This window comes from Thiocapsa bogorovii, from assembly GCF_021228795.1.
Lineage (GTDB): Bacteria > Pseudomonadota > Gammaproteobacteria > Chromatiales > Chromatiaceae > Thiocapsa > Thiocapsa bogorovii.
Genome location: NZ_CP089309.1, coordinates 5,349,039 through 5,369,124, shown reverse-complemented (window position 1 = coordinate 5,369,124; position 20,086 = coordinate 5,349,039). Strand labels below are relative to the sequence as shown.

At 56.3% G+C, this 20,086-nt stretch carries 13 protein-coding genes and 2 pseudogenes; 6 read left to right on the top strand and 9 right to left on the bottom strand.

All coding sequences use genetic code 11. The annotated features are described in order from the left end of the window. Positions 1 to 252 precede the first annotated feature (252 nt). Positions 253 to 732, bottom strand: a complete 480-nt coding sequence (locus LT988_RS23870; protein ID WP_232408003.1) for a class I SAM-dependent methyltransferase — start codon at positions 730 to 732, stop codon at positions 253 to 255. A 97-nt stretch (positions 733 to 829) separates the two neighbouring features. Here LT988_RS23870 and LT988_RS23865 point away from each other — a divergent pair, with 97 nt between their 5' ends. The 4 genes and pseudogenes from LT988_RS23865 to LT988_RS23850 all read left to right on the top strand — a co-directional run. After that, positions 830 to 1,744 (top strand): ISAs1 family transposase, encoded by a 915-nt coding sequence (locus LT988_RS23865; protein WP_232408002.1) that lies wholly within the window; start codon positions 830 to 832, stop codon positions 1,742 to 1,744. A gap of 3 nt (positions 1,745 to 1,747) precedes the next feature. Continuing rightward, a complete protein-coding gene (locus tag LT988_RS23860; RefSeq protein ID WP_232408001.1) occupies positions 1,748 to 2,014 on the top strand; it encodes a hypothetical protein in 267 nt (88 codons plus the stop codon). Between the two features lie 150 nt (positions 2,015 to 2,164). Next, the gene (locus LT988_RS23855; RefSeq protein ID WP_232408000.1) at positions 2,165 to 2,344 is read left to right on the top strand and encodes a hypothetical protein; all 180 of its coding nucleotides are present in this window, start codon (positions 2,165 to 2,167) and stop codon (positions 2,342 to 2,344) included. A 12-nt stretch (positions 2,345 to 2,356) separates the two neighbouring features. Beyond that, positions 2,357 to 3,217: pseudogene (locus LT988_RS23850) on the top strand (IS630 family transposase); the annotation flags it as partial. A 707-nt stretch (positions 3,218 to 3,924) separates the two neighbouring features. On the opposite strand, the gene LT988_RS23845 reads toward LT988_RS23850, so the two are convergent. Together LT988_RS23845 and LT988_RS23840 are read right to left on the bottom strand one after the other, a co-directional pair. Continuing rightward, positions 3,925 to 5,154 carry a polysaccharide pyruvyl transferase family protein gene (locus LT988_RS23845; protein ID WP_269752082.1) on the bottom strand — a complete coding sequence of 410 codons (1,230 nt, stop codon included), beginning with the start codon at positions 5,152 to 5,154 and terminating at the stop codon, positions 3,925 to 3,927. 600 nt (positions 5,155 to 5,754) lie between these two features. Continuing rightward, the gene (locus LT988_RS23840; RefSeq protein WP_232407997.1) at positions 5,755 to 7,017 is read right to left on the bottom strand and encodes an ISL3 family transposase; all 1,263 of its coding nucleotides are present in this window, start codon (positions 7,015 to 7,017) and stop codon (positions 5,755 to 5,757) included. A gap of 1,044 nt (positions 7,018 to 8,061) precedes the next feature. Between LT988_RS23840 and LT988_RS23835 the strand changes: the two are divergent. Then, positions 8,062 to 9,011, top strand: a pseudogene (locus tag LT988_RS23835) (IS1595 family transposase). A 228-nt stretch (positions 9,012 to 9,239) separates the two neighbouring features. Here the strand turns inward: LT988_RS23835 and LT988_RS23830 are convergent. The 6 genes from LT988_RS23830 to LT988_RS23805 all read right to left on the bottom strand — a co-directional run bounded on the left by LT988_RS23830 (position 9,240) and on the right by LT988_RS23805 (position 18,426). Next, entirely contained in the window at positions 9,240 to 10,652 is a 1,413-nt protein-coding gene (locus LT988_RS23830; protein ID WP_232407996.1) for an oligosaccharide flippase family protein, read from the bottom strand. 98 nt (positions 10,653 to 10,750) lie between these two features. Continuing rightward, positions 10,751 to 11,872 (bottom strand): non-hydrolyzing UDP-N-acetylglucosamine 2-epimerase, encoded by a 1,122-nt coding sequence (wecB, locus tag LT988_RS23825; RefSeq protein ID WP_232407995.1) that lies wholly within the window; start codon positions 11,870 to 11,872, stop codon positions 10,751 to 10,753. A 419-nt stretch (positions 11,873 to 12,291) separates the two neighbouring features. Continuing rightward, positions 12,292 to 13,461, bottom strand: coding sequence for a glycosyltransferase family 4 protein (locus LT988_RS23820; protein ID WP_232407994.1), 1,170 nt, complete (start codon positions 13,459 to 13,461; stop codon positions 12,292 to 12,294). A gap of 706 nt (positions 13,462 to 14,167) precedes the next feature. Continuing rightward, positions 14,168 to 15,451: a hypothetical protein gene (locus LT988_RS23815; RefSeq protein ID WP_232407993.1), complete on the bottom strand. Its 1,284-nt coding sequence runs from the start codon at positions 15,449 to 15,451 to the stop codon at positions 14,168 to 14,170. A 35-nt stretch (positions 15,452 to 15,486) separates the two neighbouring features. Then, complete coding sequence (locus tag LT988_RS23810) at positions 15,487 to 16,320, bottom strand: hypothetical protein (protein ID WP_232407992.1); 834 nt, start codon at positions 16,318 to 16,320, stop codon at positions 15,487 to 15,489. A gap of 333 nt (positions 16,321 to 16,653) precedes the next feature. Next, positions 16,654 to 18,426, bottom strand: coding sequence for a right-handed parallel beta-helix repeat-containing protein (locus tag LT988_RS23805; RefSeq protein ID WP_232407991.1), 1,773 nt, complete (start codon positions 18,424 to 18,426; stop codon positions 16,654 to 16,656). Positions 18,427 to 19,089: 663 nt separating this feature from the next. Between LT988_RS23805 and LT988_RS23800 the strand changes: the two genes are divergently transcribed. Next, positions 19,090 to 20,040 carry an IS1595 family transposase gene (locus LT988_RS23800; protein ID WP_232407990.1) on the top strand — a complete coding sequence of 317 codons (951 nt, stop codon included), beginning with the start codon at positions 19,090 to 19,092 and terminating at the stop codon, positions 20,038 to 20,040. Positions 20,041 to 20,086 lie beyond the last annotated feature (46 nt).

Sequence of the window (20,086 nt, the reverse complement as noted above, 5' to 3'; positions counted from 1 at the left end):
CGGTAGCCCAGGGGAATTGCTTTCCTGATCCGCTTAGAGCGGAAAAGGGTACGCCAACACAGCCCCTCGCTTCCTGGGCCACCCGAAGGCGGCATGTCAGCGCCAAAGGTTGCGCTGTTCGAACTTACGCCTCCGGAGTTCGGCTTGAAATCAGTAGAAAAGCTTGCGCGAGCCAAAGATTACTAGTTAATGCCCCGGGCGCGGTCTACTTGATCCTAAGCCGAAATGAACAGCCGGCGGTTTCAAAACTTCTCATTTCCTCCCTTTTTTCCAAAGCGGGGCCAGTATATTTTTGAGGTCTTTGTCATGGCTAATGAAATAATTAGGAAGGATAATGTCGAACTTCCCTCCTTCGACCAAGATGTATGACGCCAAAAAGTACTGTTCAGAATAGCCTCTATCACTCCATTCACTATGGTAGTCATAAGGAAGTAAGATGTCATGTATCACCACCAAAACACCGGACTTGAGTTTAGGAATAACGTCCAAAAAGATCGTTGTTACATCCGGGTTCATAAGAATCATGTGCGCACTGTCAATAAACAGAGTGTCGTTCGTATCGGGGCGGCCGAATAACTGCAGGTCAACCTCCTCTACCGGGGCTCTAATAACTTCATCGCAAATTCTCTCGATCTCTGCGCGAGAAAACGGATCTATAGAGACTATTCTCGTATCCAGATTATAATCGCCTATAGCGTTGCAAGCAAACTTGGCGGAACTGCCTGAGCCCACCAGGGCAATCGCATCAGAGAATTAAGATATACTTTTAGACATGGAATCATGTCTCCGCCTCAATGCGCAGATGTTTCTCGCATATGGGGCTGCGACGATGGCGACACGGGAAACCGATTCCTCTCTTGTGGGCCACTTCAACGTGCTGGAAGACCCGCGCGATCCGCTGCGGCGCCGGCACAACCTCATCGACATGGTGATCATCGCGATCGCGGCGACAATCGGCGGCGCCGACGGTTGGGCGGCCATCGGCCAGTTCGGCCACTCGAAGGAAGCGTGGTTTCGGCAATTCCTGGAGTTGCCCAACGGCATTCCGGCGCACGATACCTTCGGGCGGGTGTTCGCGCTGCTGACGCCCGAGGCGTTCGAGACGTGTTTCCGCGGCTGGGTCGCCTCGATCCGGACGTTCCTCCCGGGGGAAATCATTGCCGTGGACGGCAAGACGCTGCGCCGTTCGCACAACCGTGCGAAGGGTCTGGCGGCATTGCATCTGGTCAGTGCGTGGGCGACCGCCAGCCGGGTGGTGCTCGGGCAGGTCGCAACCGACGCCAAATCCAACGAGATCACCGCCATTCCTCCGTTGCTCGCGCTGTTGATGCTCAGGGGCGCCATCGTCACCATTGATGCAATGGGATGTCAGACGAAGATCGCCGAGCAGATCGTCGACCAAGGCGGGGACTATGTGCTGGCTCTGAAAGGCAACCAGGGCGTGCTGGCCGCAGAGGTCGAGGAGGCCTTCATCGAGGCCAACGCTAAGGACTACGCCGGGGTCGAAAGTGAAGCGCTCGAAACCGTCGAGCGCGGCCATGGCCGGGTGGAGACGCGCCGCTATCGCACCCTCGGGGAGTTGTCCGGCGTGCCACGCAGCGCGTTGTGGAAGGGCATGAACATGATCGGTATGGTCGAGTCCACGCGCGAAAGCGCCGGGAAGATCTCGCGGGAAACGCGCTTTTTCATCGGCACCATCGGCACCGGTGTCGGGGACTTCGCGCGCGTCGTCCGTGCTCACTAGGGTGTGGAGAACGATCTGCATTGGAGCCTCGATGTGGCCATGCGCGAGGACGACTGCCGCGTGCGCGAGACGCAGGCCCGCGAGAACCTCGCGGTGTTGCGCCATATCGCCCTGTCGCGGCTGAAGAACGACAGCACCAAGCTCGGCATCCAGAACAAACGTCTCAAGGCGGGCTGGGACGAGCGATACTTGGAAAAGCTCCTCTTTGAGCGGCCACGGACCGCGGGGCAGAATATTCATTTAGGTACTCTTAATATTAGCCGCGGTTGATGCGCTTGCCCTGCTGAGCCCACCTCCATATATATTCTTGGCCTATAAGTCGCCGTGCGGCTATATAGCGCCATACTATACCAGTCTCACACAAGTTTTCGGTTGAGCTTCGGCATGTAACGGTTCGACGTGGATGCTAAACTTCAGGTCATGCAAGACTATCGACTGAGCCTTACGGAGATCGTCGAGCTGCGTGCGGCCCATCGGGCCACGCGCGAGGTTCGCGAGGCGTACCGAATCAATGCCGTCATCGTGCTTGGTCAGGGTCGCCCGGCGGCGGACGTGGCCTACGCCTTGTTGATCGAAACGGATACTGTCCGGAGCTACTAAAAGCGCTACAAGAAAGGCGGCGTTCAGGAGTTGCTGCGCATGAGCTTCGTGGGCAGCGAAGCGTTGCTTGATGCTGACCAGCTTAGGGAACTCGACGCTCACTTGAAGGATGAGCTCTATCCCACGGCGGAGGCCATCGCCCGAGTCGTCGACCAGCGTTGGGGCGTGCGCTACACCCCGAGCGGGATGACCGCGCTCCTGCACCGGCTGGGGTACAGTTATAAGAAAGCCAAGCTGGAGCTGGGCCGGAACCCGGCACCCGACGTTCAAGAGGCGTTCGTCGAGAAGTACCGGAACCTCAAGGAAAACAAAGCAGAAGCCGACGTTATCTACTTCATCGACGCCACCCATCCGCAGCACAATCCGGTGATCGGGTGCGGTTGGATCAAGCGCGGCAAAGAGCACCCCATCGCGAGCAACACCGGGCGGCAGCGGCTCAATATCAACGGGGCGATCAATGTCGAGACGCTGCATGCCGAAGTGCGCTTCGACGACACCATCGACGCGGCCTCGACCATCGCTTTGTTCCAACAGCTCGAGCAAGCCGATCCCGCTGCGCCGCGGATCATCGTTATCTGCGACAACGCTCGGTACTATCGATCGAAAGCCGTAGCCGCCTATCTGACGACATCGCGAATTCGATTGGAACCCCTGCCGCCGTATTGTCCGAATCTCAACCTCATAGAGCGCTTCTGGAAATTCTTCAAGCGCCAGGTGCTTTACAATCATTATTACGAGACGTTCGAGCAATTTCGAACCGCGTGCCGCGCATTCTTTCACGGTCTTGACGCTTTTGCTCCGCAACTGCGTACCTTGCTGAATGAGAATTTCCAGATCATCGGTAAAGAGAAACCGAAAACCTGTAGTACTTAGATTTTCTAGACCGGGCATGACCCATTAAGCCAATGTAGCTCACTTGATTCACTGTCGGCAGTTTGCGCTACTGGAATATCGATGAAATATCTACTTCACGGCAAATATACCTCTAAGCGGGACCTAGGAGCTTCTATCCTTGCTTAATGATATCGTAAATCGTCCTATGCGGATTCTTTTGATCCCATCTTTAGTCTTAGAGTGAATTAAATAATGCAATAGAACGACTGTTTCGGGAGAAACCATATGAGCGGCCCACCTCAACATAGCAACAAATCTCCGACACTTCATGATATGCAGCACAGTCGAGAAAATAATAGGCATTTTCGTTGTATCTCCGCCTGATGGTAAAAGAGTGCTTTGATGAAAGGTAGGAGATTCGACCGCACTACGGCGACGATTGAAACCACCGCAAGAACGCTGCGAGCAAGCGCACTGTGCCGCTCCGTTGCAATCGCAAGCAAGGGGTGCACGGTTAGTTCGTACCCACCCCTCCCCATGCGGAGTATGACATGAGGACCACTATGGCCTAAGTACCATGGTCTTTCGCTGGATAGGGAACCTGTAGCCTGAAACAGTAATTCGCGACGAGCCATTGCACTGCCTAATAATGCAAAAATGACAAGGTGGATCAGACGTGACTCTAGATCACCAACCGCCTGATTTCGGCCATCGCCTCAAGACGTTCCAAACACATTATTCCCCGTTCATTGTCGATGTCCCGTTAAAAATCTTCGCAGAAACGCAACAAATAGTGCGGCCATGTTTTGCGCCAGCTCGGTTTGGATTGTTGCCGCCACATCTATTTGTTGAACGCAGTGGGAATAGTTCGTGAAGATCGCATCGATAGCAGCAATGCAGTTATTCGTGCGGAATGGTTGCTCCCAAAGATAGGGACGCATGCCGAAACACTCTGATGCTAGAGCGAGCTTCTGTTCGACTTCCACGCATACGCACGGCTTTCGAAGTAACGTCGAAAAGACAGCGCCGTGGTATCGTGCGGTTATGAAGCAGTCGAAGCGCGCGAGTATTGCTAAGAACTGCGGGACATCCAGTTGCTCCGGGGTCCAATAAAGAATGGAATTGGCGGCCTCGCCCAGCTCACCGATAATTTGTGCGTCCTCTGTTTTGCAGAAGGAGATCCAGGTTACATGGTACCCCAAAGTCCGCAGGTGACTGGCAGCTTGCACAAGGGGCTTTACGTATGCAGCACCTTCCTGAGAATGCGGCCAGCGCCGAAAAACAATCCCAATGTTTTTTCCAGCTTTGTTCCTGACCGGGGCATAAAGGCGCTCATCGGTGGTCAGTTTCAGAAGGCCTGGTAGGAAGCATATGTCGCTACCGAGAATAACGTCTTCGCGACCCCAATCGGTGCATACGTCGAGAGATGCAGGGTCTCGGACGGAAATGAATTCTAAGTTGCTCAGAACCGCTCTTGCCTTGTCTTCTTGAATCGAGTCAGGCATAAATGGACCAATACCCACAGCGACGGCCGCGGAATGCCGGGTTACTCTTTGAATCTGTGTTTGAGGTGGTGCGTGTTTGTCTAATAAGTAACGCAACACATGGTGTGGACGCGCTAAAGCTCTTAGCAGGCGCTGTCTTCGATACACGCTCACGCGGGTACCTGTAAGGGGAAAAGAATAAAACTGTGTACCCCCTCCATATACGAGAAGGTCTGCATCTACCACCTGGGCAGTGGCGGAAACCGTGCGTATTCCCGGCAAATGTTTCTCAAGATACATCGCATCAAAGCATTGCACAGTGATTGCTTCCGGCGGAAACACTTTGCGCAGCAGGCGATAGCACATGAGCATGAGCGCATCGTCACCCAGATTCCAGAGGCCGTAAGCACCCTTTAGTGCAACAGTCGCCCCTGTATAATGTTCTACGTAGGGTCCGGTTTTCGGAGACCGCTGCGGGGCTGCCGAATTCATGTGGCAGTTGCCTTACGTGGTAAACGTTCTTGGTTCTTGCAATGTTGAGTTCGCCACTTGTGAGCATGCTGGATCTGTATCATCATTAAGAGTTCCTGATTACCAACGAAAAGCGGTTCGCTCACGGGCTGCGTAACACGCTGTTTTTATGCTGCATTCCGTTCTTGGCAGGGCTCTGCCGGATTTCAGGGGAACGTATGGGTTATTTGAAAACAGGTACTTAAGCCAAATTCGGCCGTACACGCTAACCCCAAAAAATGCCGGAGAGTCGCGTGTCGCTCGTGAATCCGTCCGGGGGCTCCTGCCGCCGGACGGACTCGCTCCTTGGCGACGACCTGATTTGGCCCCGGTTCGCCCCGCTCCGGGCCGCGCTGCGCCACGACGTGCGCCCGAGGGGCGCGGTCGGGCTGCGCACGGCCCTGCGACGAATGGCTCGACGGCGTGTCGGATGCGCTTTGCATACCGCCTTCGCCGCTTCGCGACCACGGCCGCTTCGCCACTGCGGCGGCACGCACGCGCCAACGCCTACCGGGGGCCGCTCGGCCTCGCTCCGCTCTCCATGCCTCGCGGAGCTGAGCGCTCGATCGGCAAGTGCTTATTTCATTCGCGAGCGGTCCCGAATTGGGCGTATCCATCGAGCTCCAAGCACACTCTATGGTAGAGGTGTTTGAGGCTCGGCATTCCATAGCAGCGGCGCTTGATGACTTTGATCTTATTGTTGAGCCCCTCCACGAATCCACTGGTCCGGCGGCCGACGAAATAATTGGTGATCTCCTCGAAACGCGTCTCGAGCGTGCCGATGAAACGATCGAAAAAGGTGAGCTTACGGTTGGTGACGCGGCGCATCCAGCCGCGCAGTTTGCGCTTGCTTTGACTTTTCAACAGGCGACTGTCGTAGATGGCGGTGAGGGCCTCGCAGGCTTCATACGCGTCTTTGAGTTTCGGGGAATGGGCGAAGAGGTGATTGAGCAGGCGACGCTCGTCGGCATTCAGGTCGGTGCGACGATGCCGCAGGATCCAATGCGCGTTCTTGAGCTCATCGAGGGACGCTTTGGAGAGCGTGCGACGCAGCCGCTTAAACTCGCGCTTGCGCAGGGTCTCCAATCCCTCGCGATACAAGCGAGCGACATGAAAGCGGTCCGCGCAGATGAGGACGCATTTGCCGAACACGGCCTTTGCGGCACCGATGAAGCCTTGGTAAAGGTCCGAGCAGACGACCGCGACGGTGCGCCGCAAGCTGCTGGGAGTGCTACGAAAAAACGCCTCCACGGCAGCCTTGTTCCGCTCGGGCAGCAGCGCGATGACATGTAGCCGATCCTTCACATAGGCACTGATCACGACGACAAAATCGCGATGGCCCTTCTTCAACGCAATCTCGTCGATGCCGATGACCTCCAGCGTCTCGATCCCGTTCCAATCGACCTCGGGCTCGATGCGGCGATCCAGAAGCCCCTGCAGCGCATCGACACCGATGACATGCTTGAGACTGACATCCTCGAGCGTACTGTTGATCAACTCGAGCAACATCTGCTGCTCGAAGGGCTTCGTGATCGAGGCGCGTGGCGTATAACACGACAGCGTCTGGCTCGTCGTCGGCCGCCCTTCGCAGGAGCGGTATTGATAGCGTGTGGGTCGTAAAACCAGGACGGTGTTGTAATCAAACACGGGCAAATGACGCAGCTTGATCTCTTGACCAAGCCCATAGCCATGGTCGATCGGCTTGCCGCAACGGTGACAGTGCGTCCCCTCGAGGGTGCTGTGGACGTGGATCTCGAGCGTTCTGCGCTCACCGAGCACAACGCGATCAATGGCGATATCAGGCAGGTTCAGCAGGGTCTGAAGGGTGTCAATGTCGAACATCATGATGAGCCGCGTCCGAATGGGGTTCTGCCGGCAGGCAAGAGTCAGGTTGTTGATATAAAAAATATCATAACCCCATGAGATCCTGAAGAGCCCTTGGCAGGAGCAGGCCCAGCCTGCGGCATACAGGATAGGGCCCACAGATCCGCCCGAAGCCCCGAAGCGCGTTCGTGGCAACGGAACAACAACTTGGCGCCCAAGTGGCACCCGGGGCGGCTGAGTTTTCTTGCCAACCAGGTGAGCGTTCCTTGTTCTCGCTCTACGAAAATTATTCTACGCTGGGGGCATACTAGGACTGTCGCCTGAATGAGTTCCCGAACCACAACTTTGGGCCCCTATCGGCAGCGTGTGTAGTTGGCGTGGAAAGGTTTTGGTTTGGTCCGTCTTGTTGCCACGCGTGAAGGAGCGACCGCGCCGGATTGTCTCGACCTCCGATGCCTTTGCGCAGGGGAGACGTTCGAGGACGCCGGGGGGTGGGCCAGATCCGACGCCCGCGGGAGGACGCTGTGGCGATCGTCGAGCCCACCGAGGTTCCCCTAACACTCTAGGCACGCACCCGCGTTTCGCCTTACGCCGGAGCAGGGCATCGGCGCGGAACAGGCCCTCTTGTGCGATCCAGCGACGCAGATTGTATGCCTGTTGGGCACAGGCCAGCACCAAGGCGTCGGTGGCGAACCTGCCCGAGGGCAAGCGCCCGAGATCAAGGACCGTCGTCAACTCCCTGCGGAACTGCGCACTGGTATCGCGATCGTGATCGGCATAGAGGCGGATGCCGGATGAGCATGTCCTCGGCTTCCCACAGGCTCCTCCACCAGCCCCAGAGTTCAATCTCCGGGACCCACCGACCATCCCCTCCTCTTGTTGCCGGCAAGACGCTCAATACTTTCCCCCAATGCCCCTCAGGCACAACACAATTCAGTCCACGAGGGCACCCGAGCGGCGATACCGCATAAGGCTTCCTGATTACCAACGAGACTCCGCAGGCTCACGTTTTGAGCCACCGGCGGTCGCACACTGGTGCCGTGACCACCACCGGGAGTCTGCACCATGGCCAAGAACCTCATCCAGTTTCAGAAGGGTCTCAGTTTGCCTGACTTTCTTGCGCAGTACGGCACCGAGGAGCAGTGCGCCGACGCTCTGTTCGGCTGGCGCTGGCCGGCGGGCTTCGTCTGCCCGGAGTGCGGACATGCCGAGGACTTCACGGCGCTGCGCACGCGCGAGCTGATGCAGTGCAGGCACTGCCACCACCAGACCTCGTTGACCGCCGGGACGATCTTCGCCTACACCAAGCTGCCCCTGACCGTCCGGTTTCTCGCCATGTATCTTCTCACGCAACAGAAAAACGCTATCTCCGCGCTTGAGCTCAAGCGCCATCTCGGGGTGTCATACCCCACGGCCTGGAAGGTCAAGCACAAGCTCCTGCAGGTCATGCTCGAACGCGACGCCGATCGCCAACTGAGCGGGGTAATCGAGATCGACGACGTCTACTGGGGCGGCGAGGTTCATGGCGGCACCCCCGGACGCGGCTCGCCCAACAAGACCCCTTCGTTGCCGCCGTGGCCAAGAACGACAAGGGCCACCCGATCGCGCTGCGCATGAGCGTGGTTGCAGGATTCCGCAAGACCGAGTTGGCGCACTGGGCCGCCAAATTCATTCATCCCGACAGCATCGTCGTCAGCGACGGCCTCGCCTGCTTTCGCGGAATCGCGGATGCCGGCATCGAGCACCAGGCCATGGTGACCGGCAGCGGCGCCGGCGGCGTCGAGTTGCCCGAGCGCAAGTGGGTCAACACCATCCTCGGCAACGTGAAGACCGCGATGAGGGGCACCTATCATAAGGCCAGCTCCCAACATCTGCCGCGCTACCTCGCGGAGTTCTGCTACCGGTTCAATCGCCGCTTCGACCTGGCGGCCATGCTGCCGCGCCTCGGCATTGCGGCCGCGCGAACCCCGCCCATGCCCTACCGTCTGCTCAAGTTGGCTGAGGCTCATTGGTAATCAGGTAAGGCTTTGACACCGGGACTAAAGGATCCTCGCCTCGCTTACCCAATAACGCGATCAGCCTCCAGCACCCGGCCATCGTGAGCGAACCCTTCTACCGACTGTCGCAGCGCGCCCGACCGTGAAGCCTTTCAAACTCCACCACTCCAGCCCTAGAAGCGCGAATAATATTGACCTGTCGATCAGTTAGGATCAGCTGTCGCGTTGCTCGTTTCGGAAATCTCGCTAACTCAACACGGGCTTGCTGAGTCGCAAAAATGCAAGACATATCGCTACGACCGCTACAACAAAAACGAAAACTCTTGTTATTAAATTAATTTCTGTAAAAACGAGTAGCAGCAATAATCCAATAACCACCCATATTGCGAAGGCGGTTCTTGAAAAAAGGGTGTTCCGTGGCATCAGTCCTTTAAGATGGCAGATAATCATGATTGGCAAAGCGCTTGCTGTGTACGCAATCAATAGACTGAAGGCAAGACCCATCGCGCCCCATTGAACTGCTCGGTATCCTACGAATAGCGCTATAGCACCCCATACCGTGTTGCTTAGAACCGAAAGCCATAACAAGCTTTTCGCCACCAACACTCGGCTCAACGCATCTTTGTAGAGCCGGACACAAGTGTAGGCCATAACGATTGCAAACGTGATTCTAAAGTCTTCAGCTTTGAATTCACTACCGAACACGTATTCGGGGATCATTGGAAACGTAAGCAGCGGTACAGCCAACACCAAACCCAACGACCACGTCGACAGTATATTCAAGCGAGCCAGCTTGCCTTCCGGGTCAAACGTGCGATTGCATACGATTGCAAGGAGCGGGTTGTTAAGATTTGTCGCAACAAACCAAACTGCCTTCTGGAATACCATGGCGGCCGTGAAGAAGCCCAACTGAGCATAGCCGTTCGGTGTATTCGCAAGAAACGCGTAACAGACCCACAGAACCGGGCCAACAATTATACCACTGAGCGTTGCAGGCAGACTGAATGCCCATAGAATCGGGACTTCCTGTCGGCAATTCTGGAACTTCAGCGGGACGTTGGAGCGGTGGGCTTCCTGACGCAGCGCAATGTGGTTAAATAGCCAGTTAAACCCGAGATTGAGCGCGAGAGCCCAAACGGCTCCGGTCAGGCCACCAAGATATGCACCAATGACGAGGAACGGAAAGGACGTGAGGCCGACAAGAAGGTTCACGCGGGCTATTGTTTTGAACGCCTCGAACCCGGCCAAGGCCCCAGTCTGGGCACCGTTGAGAGCGTTGATGAACACAATCAGCGCACTGATCCGCAGGACCCCGGCCAGGTGCGGAGCGTTAATGGTATGCTCAGCCAGCCAGGGAGCGAAGATGAAGAGACCCAGAGCGATCAGGCCACCGGTACCCATGGCGAAAAGCCCCGACAGCCCAATGATGCGTCCCGTGCGCTCGGGATCGCTCCGCCGAAATTGAGCCACATGTTTGGTGGCGGTCAGCCCGAGACCGAATCCTGCAAAAGCGCCTAGCATGCCGACAGTGGTGTGAATCATCCCAAGTTCGCCATATACGGTCGTGCCCAGCATTCGGGCGACCAGAACCATGGCGCACAGCATGAGGCCCCGCGAGATGGCCGATCCCGCCAAAGACCAGAACACGCCCTTGGCCAAGCGAGACCCTACATCGGAAGCTTCGATCCTCTTGAGAAAAGGATGAAGTGTTGAAGGTGTAAAGGTATATGCAATACTCTTCAATGATCTTGAAGGCATCAACTCGCTAAAGCCCCTATGATTCTTGCGCAGGCCTTGCCGTCTCCGTAAGGGTTGACTGCCTGCGCCATTAGCCTATATGCGTCGCCATTATCGAGCAAAGATGACACGCTAGCGACGATTGCATCGTAATCTGTACCCACTAGCTTGACGGTGCCAGCATCGACTGCTTCTGGCCTTTCAGTCGTGTCACGCATGACCATCACAGGTTTACCAAGGCTTGGAGCCTCCTCTTGCACCCCGCCGGAGTCGGTGATGATCAAATGCGAACGATCCATCAGGTAAACGAACGAAAGGTACTCTTGGGGCTCGATGAGATGGATGTTCGAAATACTCGCAAGAAGACGGTTTACAGGTTCTTTGACGTTAGGGTTGAGATGCACTGGGTAGCAGATTTCTATATCGGCATAGACCTCGGCAAGAGACTTTAGCGCCCGACAGATATTCTCGAATCCCGCACCAAAGTTCTCGCGACGGTGCCCGGTGACCAGAATCAGACGCTTTTTTTCGTCAAAGAACGAAAACTTCTCTGCCATCTGGCGCTGTAACGTAGAATCGGTGCGCAGTCTTTCGACCACATTGAGCAAAGCGTCGATTACGGTGTTGCCAGTGACTAGAATCCACTTCTCATCCACACCTTCATTCAGCAGGTTCTGCCGCGAACGTGATGTCGGCGCGAAGTGGTATCGCGTGATCGCCCCGGTCAGTCGTCGATTCATTTCTTCCGGCCAAGGGGAGTAGTTGTTTCCTGTGCGCAGTCCGGCCTCCACATGCCCCACATCGATCTTCTGATAATAGGCGGCCAGGCTCGCCGCCATGGTCGTGGTGGTATCGCCGTGAACCAGTACCACATCCGGGCGGAGCTCCTCCAGCACGGGAGCCAAACGCCGCAGGACATTGCAAGTAACATCGGTGAGACTCTGCCCCGGCCTCATGATGTCCAAGTCGTATTCCGGATGAACCTCGAACAGTTCAAGAACCTGGTCGAGCATGTCCCGGTGTTGTGCCGTCACACAAACCCGACTTTCGAAAGCACCGCGATTTTTCGATAATTCCTTGACCAGTGGTGCCATCTTGATGGCTTCTGGTCGTGTTCCAAAAACAGAGAGAACCTTCTTCATTTGCAGGGAAAAGGCCGGACCGTCCCATTGGGTAACGACGCGAAGCTGTCGTCACCCCGGAGGATACGAATCGTCATTGCTACTTGCACCAAACTCGCCCCAAGCCTTGAAGAGGGGCTGTGAGGCACGACGTGTTCAACAGGGTTGTAGCCGATACACGTTGTTATAGAGGAGCCAATCGGGTCGAGCGCCAGGCGCCTGGTACCCCATCCTACGTGCATGACGTCCCCCAAAAAGCGTCGGTGTCCTGCGGGTCGCAGGGATTCGCGTTGCCGCGTACGTTGATGTCGAGTCGGATCGAGATTGTCGCTATTCGAAAGAGCGTAACCGATGCGTCTATGCACAACCAGTCGCCATCGAGCCTGTGGGCAAGAGGGACCGGCAGGCTGAGTTCGCCCGCGACGGCACCGTATTTGTGATCATCGGATACACAGGGCCGTTGCTTTAGCGTAGATCTCCATGAGGCGCTGGTAAAAGAGCTCTTCACTGTATACCGCGCTCGCCTTTTCGCGGCCCGCGCGGCCCATCTCCCGACACAAGGCCGGTCGCTGCCATAAGTACGCGATCTTATCAGCCAAGTCCCTGGCATCACAAGGATTAACCAAAAGCCCGGTCACCCCGTCGTCCACGATCTCTGGTGCGGCGCCGATTCGGGTGGCAACCACTGGCTTACCGTGGGCCATAGCCTGAGCAATCGCGTTCGGAAATCCCTCGAAACAGGTGCTTGGAGAAACCAGGATGCGCGTGTTCTGGTAAATTTCCTCGAGTACATCACCCGACACGAACCCCATTAACTCGACGTTCGGCGGAGGGTTCTGTTCAATCTCAGGCATCGCGCTCGTACTGCCGGCAATGCGAAATAACACGTTAGGCAAACGGCGCGCAGCATTCAAAAATTCCGTTACGCCTTTCTCCCTACTCACGCGGCCAACGAAAGATACATACCGGCCGACGTCCGTCTGCCGGCCGCAGCGAGGTATTCGCCCTGGGTTCGAAAGAACTTCGATACGCTCCTGCGGAATTCCGGCCTGTTTGAAACGTTCTTTTTGGAACTCCGTCAAAACAACAAATACCGTTACGTTGTCGATAATCATGCTGGTTAATCGAGCGAACGCGTTACGCGCTGCATACCCGAGGCTCTTCAGAATGTCAGCCTCACAATTGTGAGCCACGCAGTGCCATTCCCTTAAACCACCCAAACAGTCTTCGCATACTTTCCCCGCCCGCAGGTGCAAACCGCTCGGACAGAACAGCCGATAGTTTGGGCACCGCATCACGACTGGGATGCCCTTCCTTCGACACGCAGGCAGGATCGACGCGGATAGGAACGGGTAGAGGTTCTGGACCTGAACGATATCGAATGGCTCCGCCTCCAATAGGCTCAAAATCTCCTTTCTGGCCTGAACACTATAAATACCGGAAAAGAAAGCCTTAGCCTTTTCCAGCGCGGAGACACGGACATTGGCAGAGGAACTACGCAGCCAGACAACTTGGTGGTGGTGTGATAGAAGCACGGCTGCGACGTTCTCCACAGCCGCTTCCTCGCCACTGAACTGACCGTAGTCATTGTGTGCAAGCAGTACGCGCACTGACTCTGACTCCCCAATGGATAAGGTATAAAGCGCATGCGCCGAGCAGGCGCGCTTCGGTGCAGGCGATATGCGTGGAGAGCACGACCTCGGCGGTGACCGCGGAACCGCGCATACATCCAGCACCGGGAGAGAAGACGATCAACACCGCGTTCAACTCCAATTCTAGAGCTGCCAGGCCGCATTGAGTTGGCCGAAGAACCGCGTAGGGCAGCGTTATCGTCCCCCTTCACTCTGCGCGGCTCGCGCATTCAACCCCCGGCTTCGCCGGGAACTGCCGGTTTCGCTATTTGAGAGAACTAGTGGCGAATGCCGAAAGGCTGAAGAACTCCAGTCCGCTACTAATTCATTCTAGAAAGCGTCACCCGTCTGGGCGGGTGCGCGCATAACAGTACCGGCAAAGAACCACAATCCGGGGACGATCAATTGGAATCAGCAGTGACGATGCGGCCGGACACGAAGGTACGTCATCTCGTCCACCAGGACGGCACGCAATGCTTGGTGCGCACGACGAAACCCGACATTCTCCACAGTATCCGACGTAATGTAGTGCCCGTTTCACTTGATCCACTAGAAGCTACATTTCCCCGACGATTATTCATGATAGGACGTTTGCCGGGGCGGCCTCGCGTGTGGCATCTCCAAATCCGCACCCCGAGCAACCAACGCAATCCCGCCGGCACTGTCGGACAGGCGAGTCGCATCGCTACTCGGGTGACCTTTTCAGATCCCGAACCCGGCGCGGAACCACCACCTCGTTCTTCCGCTTATCGTCACCCAGCCCTTTGACACCGCGCATAGCAAGCCCTACAAAACCCCAAACGTACCATTGGAAGTGCGTATATACTGCCGGAGTGAGGCCGATACTATCAATAATCCACATGCAGTATAGGATCGCAGCAACGGTGTTCAACCAGTTCTGATCGCTAAGGAAACGTTGGAATATCCGAAACCCCAATACAGCAAGTAAAAGTATATAAGCGGCGAGACCAATACTCCCAGTCTGCAGCAAAGCTCTGATGTAGTCGTTGTGACCACCGCCCTTTGCGTCTCGCCCGCCGCCGCGTCCACCGAACAGCTTATTCTCAAGCGTCCCATCGCTCCAATAATCAAGCTGACTCTTCCAACCGCCTACGCGCCCCGAAAACAAACGGTCAGTGTCTTCTTCCCCTGATAAAACGCTGGTTTCCTTGAGGAAGGTGGTCGACACCTCGTCGAACACTTCGCCTGCCATAAACGAGTTTACAGTCACCAACACAACTCCAAGGACCAGGACTGGTAGGATGCGACGAGCAGCGATCGAACCCAGGAGCAGTGCTAAGGCTAACGATGCAAAACCGGCCTTCGAATAGACTCTGTATAGCACGACGAGAGCGATGATCGCGTAAGCTGCAAGCAACCACTTCTTCAGTTGTGATTTCGGTGTGAAGTAGACCCAGTAGAGACCAATTCCGGTCAACGTGATGTAGGCAAAATAGCGGTAAGCTATCGAGTTATGATAAAGCCCGGCAATACGAATCTGGTCGCCGACGCCTTGGCGAACGCGAAAGAGATCGCCCGTAACACTCTCGTAGAACCCCATCAGCATTGGAACTAGCCCGCCGATGAGCATCGCGAGGAGGAGCTTCTTAAACCGGTCGCGGTCCGCGAAGTAAGTCTGAAACATGTAAAAGCCGACGAAACCGTTGAGTATCCGAAACATAAAGCTGAGAGATCCAACCATGTCTCCACCGACGGCCATCATTAATGCCCCCAAGAGGCTGCAGAGAAGGTAAGCGCACCAGATACCTAAGAACTGCATCGGACGTGGCCGGCCGGCGGCAGAAGACGCCATCCAAATCAGCAGAACGGCTGGAAGCCCGACGCCGATTAGATCCATCGGGCGAAGGCCGAATATGGCGATTCCCGCATCCCACCCCATGTCGATGATTGGTTTGCTTACGACTGCGGCGAGTATGCCGTACATCGGCGCGAACAGCAGCAGCAGCATGGTGACCGCAGTTAGGGCGAACACAAGAACTAAGGTCATCGGAACGGCCTGAACGCCACAATCAGTAACTGGCGCGGCCGCGACATGATGCCGCGTTGAAAAATATGCTGTAACCTTCTAGATGGCAATGGAAAGAAAGAGTTGCGGCGAAAGTAGTCAGTCGGTCCAAAGACGGAGTGACGGTTGCGGCTACGGTACGGCCCAGGCGCACGTTGCTGGAGAGGGGAGCGGCGAACCAAGTCGCCAGCCATGCGCTCGGGCCCAATGTTTAGGAGAAAACGCCGCAACGCTTCTATACCGATGCGGGCGCGGTCTCCGCACTCCCGCCCATCCCTACCTGCGATTACGCGCCTTCGCTTTGCTCTCCATGGCGGGCAGCTCGGGTAAAAGGCGAAGGCCAGCGGCAGAAAAAACCAGCGCCCATGAATGACCTCCAGCAGTCCGAGCGTGACGATCGTCTGCGCCCACGGAAAGCGGCTTTGATTGGTCTTGGCGGCATGGCCGAAGCTGCGCTGACAGGCGAACACCGTGGTGCCGGTCTGCGGATTGATCGAGTCGTCCAGCACCAGCAACAAACGCCCGTCGGTGAGGGGGTCGGGGGTCCCCCGCCAGAGCCGCGCCCACGGCAGCTTCACTGAGGCCATGAAGGTATAGCCCTTCGCCTCCCCGAACACAACCCCAGTAGTAGCGTGGCCATGGCGCGCAGCAGGTTGGAGGTGCGCGAGGCTGTGATCGGCAGCAGGATCGCCCGCAGCGTCAGGATGAACCAGCGGGCAAGCTCTTGGCGATCCCGAGGCGCGGGAGAATCCGGCGCTGATTCGGCGCGTCGCCTTCACGCGCTTGCAGCAGGACGACAGCAAGCTCGGCATCCAGAGCAAGCGCCTGAAGGCCGGTTGGGACGAGCACTGCCTCGCCACACTGCTCTTCGAGGGGCCGAAGATCTCTCCACAACAGACGGTCTCCAAGGGCGTGAATATTAGGGGAAACGTGGTACGATTGCCCTGGAGAGATACCCGGTCCAGTTGAACGCACGCGGCTATCACCCCCGGGCTTCGTGAACTCCCCATTGCCCTTTGCGCCCGGAACCGATTGAGATGCTTGGTCGTGTCCTTTTAAGCAGATGGTTAGCATCGACAATCGTAACCATTCTTCTTCGAATCAACCGCGAGACCAGCCTCAGACCGCATCAACTCTTGGCCGAATCATTTCGCTATTACCCGTAAACTTTTGGGAGTTTCGATGAGGTCCACATTCCTATCGTAGACGAAAACGCCAATCTCCCAACCCTCACCAATCAGATCTTGATCAACCGCGGCGCGAGGCCCACTTAGTTGGCGAGGGTCCCAACCGAGAGCAAGTCCGTCTCCAAGATCGGCTCCTCTGTCAATCGCTGGCGAAGAGCCGCTAAGTCTGAAATCTTGCCAATTGCTTGGAGATTTAGAAACGAAGTCCGGATCAGCAAGAACTGAAGTACCTCTGTCAGGTGTTGCCAGACCGGCGTAAGCGGACCAACAATCGAAATCGCATTCCCCCGCAGGAGTGTAGAACAGTAAGCCATCAGTTGGAAAATACAAATTATGATCGATGTCGCCTTCAACGATTCCATAGCTACTAGCTGGGTTTATTCTAATATGGTAGCGCTGTGAATAACCATTCGGACTCACGCTGATATTATTTTTGAACTTGAACGCGATGGTGCTATGCCCCATAGATGGCGCAAGATGATAATAATTGGGAGAACAGTTGTAGACTGTATTGTTATAGATTTCGCTTTCCGAGTCGCCGGATTTCCAGCGGATACCAGCGCCGTCGCAGTCCGAGACGATGTTTCCATATATGTCGTTGTTGTAGAAATCTTCGACGAGAACATCGTTTTCTGGGCTAAATTCCACCCCGTTGCCGTGCTTACTTGGGCCCTTTCGTAAAGTGTGAACGTAGTTGTAACGAATAGTGTTGTTATATAGTTCTTGGCCGTCACTGGCCCAAAATGTTATACCGCTGCCACTGTTATAAATCGTGTTGTATTCGATGATGATGCCGTGACCGCCTTGTATCCCGATGCCGTGACTGTCCGAAGATCCGTTTATATCGTATATCGTGTTGTTGTCGATAAGCCAATATGCCGGGTTGCCGATATTTGGATCGGGTTGGAACTGATTCAAAAAATAGATTCCATTAAGACCGCCCGAAATTGTATTGTTTGAAATGCGGCCATGCTGAAGCCCCGGCGCTATGCCGCTTCGGTTTACGATGATGCCGCCCTGGTAATGCTTATAGTTTTCGATGCGACAATCATTGATCCAAACATAGTTCGTTGAATGGAACATACCAATCAGGATAGCCTGCGAAAAGACAAGCCCGTCGATCTTAACGTAGCTTTTGCCGTCGATCTCCAATCCGTACTGCGTGGCAACAACGCTGGTTAGCGTTTTTCCAGACGGAGTGCCGCTTGTTGGCTTATAGTAGAGTCGCCCAAGACTGGCTTCATAGTGCCATAACCCAGCGGCCGACCAAAGATCGCATCCATCCGTTGGAGGGCCGCCTGCCTTCGTCAGCTTTATTGATTCCCAAGGGTCCGTTGTCCACTCATAAATATCTGCTGGCGTGGTATATTTTATATAATAAGCGCCACATGACGAAGCAAACCAATCAGCATCTCCGCTTAGCTCCTTGCCTCCCCAGAGCTTCCCTGAATCATCAGGGTGGCTTGCAATGGTAAATCGCTGGTCTGGAGAAGAGCCTCCGGCCCCGACCTTAAACGGTGCCGAGAGACCACGGAGTGTACCCATAATGTACAGGGTGTCTCCTCCGCCCATGAGTCCCCAGTCAATCGACTTATAATCCCACGGGTCCTCTTCGGTGCCTGCTTTAGTATTGCCACCGGAGTGCGAAACAAAATAGTCGTTTGAGAGCGCGTGTGTAGCGACAATGAAAAGTAGAAGAGCGGAGAACCTGGAAAGAGTCGAGACTTTCATTGATTGATCTCTAATTGCTAGCGAGGCTTCGCCTCAGTCCGCCGAGTCATGTGTGGAGGGCTCATGGCCTACGCTTCTGGCACACAGACGTGAGTCAGCCGAGCGCTCTGGGAGTAAACGCACACGACGCAGCGCGGCTATAACCGTGACCTCTTCACGTACGATGCGTCGGTAAGCTAAACACCATTGCCTCCTCGGGCACTGTCGCACGCAACACAACCGAGCCAACGCCCGCTCGAAATCTTGCCAGGTGGCGAGAGGCTTTTCTTTGCGGCGCAAAAAAGCTTGACTCAATCGCAACAACGTTTCGCAATCCTGGATCCCTAGGGATGAGCGCCACGACTGATCAGTATGGGTACTGTTCGTTCTACCCGTAAGAAAGACAAGTAACTTTGATAGTGATTTTGACAGCTCCCAGGTTCGTTTTTTGAGATCCTTATCGCACTTCCGGAGAGTCGGATGGCAGGGTGACCTTACGGCCACCCCGCCCTAAGAACCGTGCTTGCGACTTTCACCGCATACGGCTCAAGCCTTGAGAACGCACCGTGAAGTACCCGGCGATCAACGGGTTACCTGATTAGAAAGAATCTTCCGCCAGGCTCACGGAATGAGCCACCGGCCGGCGCAGACTACTCCCAAGTCCACGACCCGACGGAGTCTGCCATGGCCATGAATCGGATCCAGTTCCAGCAAGGGATGTCGTTGTTCGAGCACTTCCAGCACTATGGCACCGAGGCTCAATGTGCGGCGGCGCTGGAGCGCTCGCGCTGGCCGAACGGGTTTCGCTGTCCGATCTGCGGCGGGGCTGCGCACTGCGTGCTGCGCGGCAGCACGCGCAAAACCTTCCAGTGCAATGCCTGCCATCACCAGACCTCGCTGATCGTCGGCACCCTGTTCGAAGGCACCAAACTGGGACTGACCGTGTGGTTCCTGGCGATCTATCTCATCGGCGAAGCCAAGACCGGGCTCTCGGCCCTGGCGCTGAAGCGCGACCTCGGGGTCAGCTATCCGACCGCTTGGCTGATCCATCACAAGCTGATGCAGGCGATGGTCGAGCGCGAGGCCGCCACGGTGCTGTCCGGGACCGTGCAGGTCGACGACGCCTATCTCGGCGCCGAACTGGCCGCCGGAACGGTCGGCCGCAGTTCGGAGAACAAAGTACCCTTCATCGGCGCGGTCTCGCTCAACGACCAAGGCCATCCGCTGCGCGCCAAGTTCACCCGACTGCCCGGCTTCACCCGCACCGCCATCGCCAACTGGGCGGGTGCGAACCTCGCCCCGTCCAGCACCGTCGTCTCCGATGGCCTGGCCTGCTTCGCCGGCGTCACCGACATCGGCTGCACCCACCAGCCGACCGTCGCCGGTGCGCGCAAACCCAAAGATCTGCCGATGTTCCGCTGGATCAACACCGTCCTCGGCAATCTCAAGACCGGCTTCAGCGGCGCTTACCACAGCTTCGATTTCCGCAAATATGCCGAACGCTACTTGGGCGCGATCGCCTACCGGTTTAATCGCCGCTTCGATCTGCACGCCCTGCCGATACGCCTGTTGGTCGCGGCGACAGCTTGCGGTCCCCGCCCCGAGCCGTGGATCCGGCGTGTGGTCCTTGTCTAATCAGGACGGGTTATGGCTGAGACGCGTCGCGTCGCGAGCCATGCAG